General features: G+C 69.3%; 7 protein-coding genes. 1 reads left to right on the plus strand and 6 read right to left on the minus strand.

Annotation, left to right across the window (positions count from 1 at the left end):
* Positions 1–118: 118 nt before the first annotated feature.
* The 6 genes from FGD71_RS10550 to FGD71_RS10575 form a co-directional block, all read right to left on the minus strand.
* Complete coding sequence (locus FGD71_RS10550; RefSeq protein ID WP_119100147.1) at positions 119–652, minus strand: alkyl hydroperoxide reductase; 534 nt, start codon at positions 650–652, stop codon at positions 119–121.
* Between the two features lie 134 nt (positions 653–786).
* Positions 787–3123, minus strand: a complete 2337-nt coding sequence (locus FGD71_RS10555) for an ABC transporter permease (RefSeq protein WP_119100148.1) — start codon at positions 3121–3123, stop codon at positions 787–789.
* Positions 3120–3806 (minus strand): ABC transporter ATP-binding protein, encoded by a 687-nt coding sequence (locus FGD71_RS10560; RefSeq protein WP_119100149.1) that lies wholly within the window; start codon positions 3804–3806, stop codon positions 3120–3122. Before FGD71_RS10560 ends, FGD71_RS10555 begins: the two co-directional genes overlap by 4 nt.
* Positions 3803–4327 carry a PadR family transcriptional regulator gene (locus tag FGD71_RS10565; protein ID WP_119100150.1) on the minus strand — a complete coding sequence of 175 codons (525 nt, stop codon included), beginning with the start codon at positions 4325–4327 and terminating at the stop codon, positions 3803–3805. Before FGD71_RS10565 ends, FGD71_RS10560 begins: the two co-directional genes overlap by 4 nt.
* Before the next feature lie 181 nt (positions 4328–4508).
* Positions 4509–4763, minus strand: a complete 255-nt coding sequence (locus FGD71_RS10570) for a type II toxin-antitoxin system antitoxin (protein WP_119100151.1) — start codon at positions 4761–4763, stop codon at positions 4509–4511.
* Positions 4760–5695: an SPFH domain-containing protein gene (locus tag FGD71_RS10575; RefSeq protein WP_119100152.1), complete on the minus strand. Its 936-nt coding sequence runs from the start codon at positions 5693–5695 to the stop codon at positions 4760–4762. Before FGD71_RS10575 ends, FGD71_RS10570 begins: the two co-directional genes overlap by 4 nt.
* 273 nt (positions 5696–5968) lie before the next feature.
* Here FGD71_RS10575 and FGD71_RS10580 point away from each other — a divergent pair, with 273 nt between their 5' ends.
* Complete coding sequence (locus FGD71_RS10580) at positions 5969–8269, plus strand: transglycosylase domain-containing protein (protein WP_119100153.1); 2301 nt, start codon at positions 5969–5971, stop codon at positions 8267–8269.
* The last annotated feature ends 43 nt before the right edge of the window (positions 8270–8312 follow it).

The following is an 8312-nucleotide window of genomic DNA, read 5'->3' on the forward strand; positions in this document are numbered from 1 at the left end:
GGCGTTTGAGGACGAGGCCGTCAGGCCGATTCCGGGGGTCTGGGGGCGGAGCCCCCAGGTATGGGATGGGACGGGTAGGGGCGGCGGGGGCGAGGAAAAGCAGCCCAGCCCCCGGAGGCTACTCCGCGAGGATCGCCTCGGCGTCCAGTGTGACCCCGACGGCCAGGAGCACCGCGGCGATTTTGAACGCCTCCTGGATGGTCTCCCGCTCGACCCCCGCCCTGCGGAGCACCCGCTCGTGGGAGTCGAGACACTGACCGCAGGCGTTGATGGCGGACACGGCCAGGGACCACAGTTCGAAGTCCGTCCTGTCGACCCCCGGATTGCCGATCACGTTCATGCGAAGACCGGCCCGCAACGTCCCGTACTCCGGATCGGAGAGCAGATGCCGCGTGCGGTGGAACACGTTGTTCAGCGTCATGATCGAGGCGACGGACTTGGCCGCGGTGTAGGCCTCGGGAGAGAGCCTCGCGTTCGCCTCCTCCTCCAACTCCCGCAGCACACGCGGCGACCGCGAAGCGATCGCACAGGCCAGCACCGTCCCCCACAACCGCTGCGGCGGCAGCCCACTGTCGCCGATCACCGAACCGAGGTTCAGTCGCAGATCCTTCGCGTAGTCCGGAATCGCGGACTTCAGCTCGTCGAGGGCCATGACATGGAATTTACCCAGGTAGCGGTCGCGGCGCTCCGGGGAGCGCCGCGACCATGGCCCGTACGGGTCGTACGGGTCGTGCGGCTCGTGCGGCTCGTGCGGATCCCGCGCCCCTTGACCCCCCCCCGCCCCCTCTACTCGGTGCGCAGCCCGTCCGGCCGCATCATCCGCAGAAGCGGCGGCAGGCTCAGCAGGGTCACCGCCAGCACCACCAGCGCGCCGATGCCGGTCATGGACAGCACGCTCGCCCAGTCCACCGAGACCGGGACGTCGGTCATCTTCAGCAGGACCGTGCCCAGGGTGAGGCCCACCACCGCGGACAGCGCCAGACCGAGCCCGACCGGGACCGCGGTCTGCCACAGCACCGACAGGCTCAGCGTGCGGCGCCGGGTGCCGAAGGCGACCAGGGCCGACAGCAGCCTCTTGCGTTCACGCAGCTGCTCCAGCTGGGAGACCAGCAGGCTCGCGCCGATCAGCGCCAGGACGCAGGCCGCGCCCACGAACAGGCCGGTGCGGATGGAGGAGTATGCATCGCTGCGCTCGCCGGAGGTCCACACCATGGGGTCCCCGTACCGATCGATCTTCGCCGCCGTGTTCCGTACGAGGTCGTAGACGTCCGGCACGGAGCTGTCGAGCTTGAGGTAGACCTGTCCGCGGAGGGCGGGCCCTGCCTTGGCGGGCAGTGCGCTCGGCGTGAACAGGAAGCCCCCGCGCTTCGTCCCGGTCGGGTCCGTGCGCGACTCGGCCTGCTTCAGGGCCCGCGGTACGGTCCAGGCGACCTGCTTGCCCCGTTCGCCGTCGTCGTAGCCCGGGTCGATGTAGAGGGTCCGGCCGGAATCGGCCAGCTTGGGGGTGTCGGTGTCGTACTCCCCGCCCTGGAGGGCGAAGACGTCGCCGTCGCGGCAGGAGGGCAGGGCGGCCACCTCGCGCAGGGCGGCGCAGTCGCCGACGGCCACCGAGGACGAGCGGTTGGGGTCCTTCCGCCGGTCGCCGAGCCATCCTTCGGAGAACGCCATGACGTCGCGTACGCCCTTGGTCCGCGTGAACTGTTCGGCGGCCGAGGCGAGCGGGGTCGCGCTCGGCACGGTGACCTGCATCTGCGCCCGCGAGAGGTCCTGCGGCGACGGCTCCGTGTACTGGCTCTGCACCCCGGAGAACAGCATCTGCAGGGCGATCGCGCCGGCCACCGCCACCGCGATGCCGTTGACCATGCGGGCCGCCGTGCCGCCGCTCAACTGAAGTCGGCGGACCGCCAGTTGCCAGGAGACACTGCCTGAGCCCAGCCGTGCGACGACCGCGTCGACGATCCACGGCAGAAGCGCGGTGACACCGATCAGCAGCAGCACCACACCGCCGGTCACCAGGTACTCGTTGAACTCCCCGTTGTTCTTCCCCTGCCCCATCATCGGGTAGAGCATCGCGAGCCCGCCCAGCGGCAGCAGCAGCCGCCACCACAGCCGGCGCCGCGCGGGCTTCGCCGTGCGGACCACACCGAGCGGCTCGATGACCACCCGGCGCAACGCGAACAGGGTGACGAGCACCGCGGCCACCGGGACCGTGACCGCGACCAGGGCGGCCAGCGCGGGCGACGGGTTCAGATAGCTGGGGAACACACTGACGCCGAAGAACTCGACGGAGCCCGCTATCTCACGGCCGACGAGGAAGAACGCGGCGCCGAAGACCAACCCGAGCGCGGAGCCCGCGAGTGCCTCGCCGGCGGCGATCCGCCGCGTCATATGGCTGTCGGAGCCGACGAGCCGGAGGGCGGCGAGCCTGCGGTCCCGCCGCTCGCCGCCGAACCGCACGGCTGCCGCGATGAAGATGGCGACCGGCGTCAGCAGCACCACGAAGACGACCAGGATCAGCAGGATCAGCACGGGATCCAGCCCGTCCGACGGATAGGTCTCCCCCTCGCTGAAATCGGTGATGCGGGCCACCCTGCCGCCGTCGGCCTTCGAGGCGAGCTGCTTGCCGCCCGTGTAGTAGGCGAGTTCCTGCGAACCGATGAGCCCGCTCTCGCCGATGGTCCCGACGACGCGGTACGGCACCCGCTCCCGCAACAGTTTCCCGTCGCCGGACTCCAGCAGTTCCTTGAGCGCGGGGGAGACCACCATCTCACCCGGCTCGGGGAACTTCGTCACCCCCGGCGGCAGCGGTGCCCGTACCCCCTCGGGCTGCAACTCCCGCCCGCGGACGTCGCGCTGGCGGTATGTGGTGTCCACTTTCCCGACCAGGACGGTGTTGTCGCCCTTGGGCGTCTTCATCTCGCTGTACGTGAAGTCCCCGCGCGCGTGCGCGCGGTCGTCCCGCGCCGCCAACGCGCTCGGGATCGCCGTGGTCAGCAGCAGCAACGCCACACCGAGGCCGACGCCGACCGCCGTCAGCAGGACCCGGCTCCAGCCCTCGCGGCCGCCGGTGAACGCGAACTTGGCTCCCATGCCCAGGTCCCTGGACCACTGACGCACCCTCATACGATGCGCTCCATGTCCCGCGACTTCCCGTCGCGGACGACGATCTCGCGGTCGGAGTACGCGGCGACGCGCGCCTCGTGCGTCACGAGGACGACGGCGGCGTTGGCGGACCGGGCGGCCTCAGTGAGCAGTTCCATCACGCGTTCGCCGTTGAGGGAGTCGAGCGCGCCGGTGGGCTCGTCGGCGAACAGCACGCGCGGGTTGGTGACCAGGGCACGAGCCACGGCGACCCGCTGCCCCTGACCGCCGGAGATCTCGCCGGGCCGCTTGCCCCTGAGGCCGTCGACCTCCAGTCGCTCCATCCAGGACAGGGCGGTGCGCTCGGCCTCCTTGCGGGAGGTGCCGTTCAGCCGCAGCGGAAGCGCGACGTTCTCGACGCAGGTCAACTCCGGTACCAGTTGCCCGAACTGGAAGACGAACCCGAACTCCGAGCGGCGCAGCGCACTGCGCCGGGCGTCGCTCATGGTCGCCATCTCGTGGCCGTTGTAGAGGATCGAGCCCGAGTCCGGCGGCACGATGCCGGCGAGGCAGTGCAACAGGGTCGACTTGCCGGAGCCGGAGGGACCCATCACGGCGACGACCTCGCCCGGGTGGATGGAGAACTCGGCGCCGTCGAGGGCGTTGGTGGGGCCGTACGCCTTGCGCAGGTCGTGGGCGGCGAGCAGGGCGCCTGCGGGGGTCATCGGACCACCGCCTCGGCGAGCTTGCCCAGCCGTGCGGCGGTGAGTTCCAGCCAACGCAGGTCGGCCTCGAGGTGGAAGAGGGCGTGGTCGCAGATCAGTTGGTCGGCGAGGTCGCCCTTGCGCTTGCGGTCGGTGAGGATCCGCATCATGCGCAGGTGCTCGGAGCGCTGAGTGTCGAGGATCTCGGCCGCGTCCCGGTGCGTGAGCAGGGCGAGGACGACCTTGGTGTAGAGGGTCGACTGGAGGTAGGGCTCGGGCTTCTCCGGGGTCGCGAGCCACCGCTGGACATCGGTGACACCCGCCTCGGTGATCGCGTACCGCTTCCGCTCGGGGCCTTCGCCCGCCTCGATCCCGTCGACCTCCACGAGGCCGTTCTTCAGGAGCCGGGACATCGTCGAATAGACCTGGCCGTAGTGCAGTGGCCGATCGTGACCGAACTTCTCGTCGAAGGCCCGCTTCAGGTCGTAACCGTGGCGCGGGCCGGACTCCAGGAGCCCTAGAAGTGTGTGACCGATGGACATGACAGCGGACTCTACACGCGGCGTATACACCGCATGTATACGCGCCGTGCATAGGTCGGCCTCGGGGCGCAAGGGAGCGCAGGTCAGCCGTGATTGTCACGGTACTGCTACATGGCTGAGGGGGTGGTGCCGGCCGATGCGGAGGCCTGGGGGCCGAAGGCCGCGCGGGGTTCCGGTTCCTCTACTCCTCGGCCTCTCCGGACGCGGGCGGCCGCCCCCGGCGGGCGATCGGCCCGGCCGAGCCCGGCAGCCGCCCGGCCTCCGCGAGAGCGCGGCGCAGCAGAAACTCGATCTGCGCGTTGGCCGAACGCAGTTCGTCCCCGGCCCAGCGGGCCAGTGCCTCGTACACCAGCGGATCCAGCCGCAGCAGCACCTGCTTGCGCTGCTGCGGCCGAGGCCGCCGCTTGGGGGAGGGCCCCTCGGAGGGAGTCGTCACTGGTAAAGAGTCCCGGTGTTGAGGACCGGCTGCGCCGCGCGATCACCGCACAGCACCACCATCAGATTCGACACCATCGCCGCCTTGCGCTCGGGGTCCAGCTCCACGATGTCCTGCTCGGTGATCCGGGTGAGCGCGGCCTCGACCATCCCGACCGCCCCGTCCACTATCTGCCGCCGCGCCGCCACGACCGCTCCCGCCTGCTGCCGTTGGAGCATCGCCGAGGCGATCTCCGGCGCGTACGCGAGGTGCGTGAAGCGCGACTCGATGATCTGAACCCCGGCGGCCTCCACGCGCGCGTGCAGCTCGACGGCGAGCTTTTCGGTGATCTCCTCCGCGTTGCCGCGCAGCGACAGGCCCTCCTCGTCGTGCGCGTCATAGGGGTACTCGATCGCGATGTGACGCACCGCCGCCTCGGTCTGCGTGGAGACGAACTCCAGGAAGTCGTCCACCTCGAAGGTGGCCTGCGCGGTGTCCTCGACCTTCCACACCACCACGGCGGCGAGCTCGATCGGGTTGCCGTAGGCGTCGTTGACCTTGAGGACGGCGGTCTCGTGGTTGCGTACACGCGTCGAGACCTTCGTGCGTGACGTCAGCGGGTTCACCCAGCGCAGTCCGTCCTCGCGGATCGTGCCCCGGTAGCGGCCGAAGAGCTGGACGACGCGGGCCTCGCCCGGTGCCACCATGTTCAGTCCGCACATCGCTGTGAAGGCCGCGAGGCCGACGAGGACGCCGAGGGTGATCAGCGCGGCCCTGCCGCCTGTGGAGCCCACCGTGCCGCCGCCGACGATCATCCCGGCGCCCAGCAAAAGCCCCAACAGGCCCAGCAGCAGCGCGAGTCCGCCTCCGATGCTGTGCGCGGTGAACTCCCGCACGCGCGGCGCGGGCATCTCGGGTGTGTCGGCGACGGCCGCCGAGTCGTCCATGGACATGGATGGTCCCCCGTGTCGTAGTCCCACTGTTCGGCTTCTCAGCTAGCTCTGGTCTAGCTAAGTGATATCACTTTACCCCTTCGCGGCAACCTTCCAACCCTCTGGCTCGTCGTTTTCTTAGGACCGGGTGCTGATTGTCACGTCCGGAAAAGGCTGGATCGACTGACCTTTGTCACAACGCGTGGTGTTAGCTTTCTGAGCTGGCCTCAGCGGCACACCTGTGTGACGCAAGGGAATTGAAGCGGTTAGAGCGAAGCGGAGCGGAACGGACCCATGGGAAGAGCGGACGAGAGACGAGCGCGGCAGCGCGGTGGCCGCCGCGCCGCGCCCAAGCGCTCCTCCGGGGGCAGCGGCATACGCCGGTTCTTCACCTGGAAGAAGATCCTGGGCACGTTCTTCAGCCTCTGTCTGCTCGGCATGGCCGCCTTCGTCGTGCTGTACCTGATGATCGACGTCCCCAAGGGCAACGCCGCGGCGACGCAGCAGAGCAACATCTACAAGTACAGCGACGGCAAGGTCCTCGCCCGCACCGGCAAGGTCAACCGCGAGCTCGTCGACCTCGCCGAGGTGCCCAAGCCCGTCCAGAGGACCTTCGTCGCCGCCGAGAACAAGTCGTTCTACAAAGACGCCGGCGTCGACTTCAAGGGCACGGCCCGCGGTCTGCTCAACACCCTCTCCGGCAAGGGCAAGCAGGGCGGTTCGACGATCACCCAGCAGTACGTCAAGAACTACTACCTCGAGCAGGACCAGACCGTCACGCGCAAGCTCAAGGAACTGGTCATCTCGCTGAAGGTGGACCGCACGACGTCCAAGGACGACATCCTCGCGGGCTACATCAACACCAGCTACTACGGCCGCGGCGCGTACGGCATCCAGGCCGCGGCCCAGGCGTACTACCGCGTCGACGCCCGCAAGCTGTCGGTGGAGCAGGGCGCCTATCTCGCCGCGCTGTTGCAGGCCCCGAGCCAGTACGACTGGGCGGTCGCCACGGACAGTGGCAAGGAACTGGTCAAGCAGCGCTGGAACTACGTACTGAACAACATGGTCGAGGAGAAGTGGCTGGACTCCTCCAAGCGCGACGGCATGAAGTTCCCCGTGCCCAAGCCGCCCCAGGGCGCGCCCGGTATGGAGGGGCAGACCGGCTATCTGGTGGAAGCGGCCAACCTCGCGCTGGAGAAGCAACTCGTCGCCCAGGGCAGCGCCTCCGACATGGAGGACGCCGAGGCCAAGGTCACGGCGGGCGGCTGGACGCTCACCCTGAACGTCGACAAGAAGAAGCAGACGCAGCTGGAGAAGTCCGTCAAGACGCAGCTCACCAGCAAGCTGGACGAGGACAAGCGTCCCGTCGACGGCGACATCCAGGCCGGCGCCGTCTCCGTCGACCCGAAGACGGGCAAGGTCGTCGCTCTCTACGGCGGCGTGGACTACGTCAAGCACTACCGGAGCAACGCGACCCGCCGCGACTACCAGCCGGCCTCCACCTTCAAGCCGGTGATCCTGGCCGCCGCCCTGGAGGACGACGCCGAGACGCAGGACGGCACTCCGATCGCGGCGAACACCATCTACGACGGCACCAGCAAGCGTCCCGTCGAGGACGACGGCAAGAAGGTCGGGTTCGCGCCGCCGAACGAGGACGACGAGGACTACGGCGACGTCACCGTGCAGACCGCGATGAACAAGTCCATCAACTCGGTCTTCGCGCAGATGGGCGTCGACGTCGGCATGGAGAAGGTCATGGAGGTCGCGGGCGAGCTCGGCATGGACACCGAGGGCATGGAGGCCGTGCCCGCGCAGACTCTCGGCTCGATGGGCGCGAGCCCGATGGAGATGGCCGGGGTGTACGCCACCCTCGACAACCACGGCAGGAAGGTCACCCCCGCCGTGGTCAAGTCGGCCGAACACAAGGACCGTCTGGTCAAGTTCCCGGACCCCATCGGCGAACAGGTCATCAGCATCGAGGCGGCCGACACCGTCACCTCGGTGCTCACCGGCGTGGTCGACGACGGTACGGCCAGGACCTCGGTGCGCGAGAACCCGGCCCGTGACGGTCAGCAGGTCGCGGGCAAGACGGGTACGTCCGACAAGAACAGGTCGGCCTGGTTCGTCGGCTACACGCCGAATCTGGTGACGTCGGTCGGCATGTTCGGCGAGGACGCGAAGACCGGCGCCCAGGTGACGATGCAGGGCGCCACCGGTGAGCTTCCGGGCAAGGGCCGCGTCGCCGGCGGCAGCTTCCCCGCCCGGATCTGGGCGGCGTACACCTTCAACGCGATGGGCGAGGTCAGCAAGTTCGACCTGGACACCGACCAGGGCGCGGGCGTCGAGCCGACGGTGCCGCCCACGCCGACCGAGGACCCGGTGACGCCGAGCACGCCGACGACGCAGCCCACCAGCAAGCCGACGAAGACGAAGAAGCCGACGAAGGAACCCACGGAGCAACCGACGACGCAGGAACCGACTCAGGAACCGCCGACGGAGGAGCCCTCCGACCCGGCCACGACGCCACCGGTCGAGCCCCCGGACACCGGGGGCGGCGGCGAGGAGGACGGCGAACAGGGCGGCCTGGACGGATGACGCGGCGGCCCCGCGCCCACAAGGGGCGCGGGGCCGCGGTGCG

Origin of the sequence: Streptomyces sporangiiformans (assembly GCF_005768555.2) — a bacterium.
Lineage (GTDB): Bacteria > Actinomycetota > Actinomycetes > Streptomycetales > Streptomycetaceae > Streptomyces > Streptomyces sporangiiformans.

Bases quoted from the DNA above. Each gene is read 5' to 3' on its own strand.
- FGD71_RS10565 (WP_119100150.1), bottom strand. From the start codon at position 4,327: ATGTCCATCGGTCACACACTTCTAGGGCTCCTGGAGTCCGGCCCGCGC.
- FGD71_RS10580 (WP_119100153.1), top strand. From the start codon at position 5,969: ATGGGAAGAGCGGACGAGAGACGAGCGCGGCAGCGCGGTGGCCGCCGC.
- FGD71_RS10575 (WP_119100152.1), bottom strand. From the start codon at position 5,695: ATGTCCATGGACGACTCGGCGGCCGTCGCCGACACACCCGAGATGCCC.
- FGD71_RS10550 (WP_119100147.1), bottom strand. From the start codon at position 652: ATGGCCCTCGACGAGCTGAAGTCCGCGATTCCGGACTACGCGAAGGAT.
- FGD71_RS10555 (WP_119100148.1), bottom strand. From the start codon at position 3,123: ATGAGGGTGCGTCAGTGGTCCAGGGACCTGGGCATGGGAGCCAAGTTC.
- FGD71_RS10560 (WP_119100149.1), bottom strand. From the start codon at position 3,806: ATGACCCCCGCAGGCGCCCTGCTCGCCGCCCACGACCTGCGCAAGGCG.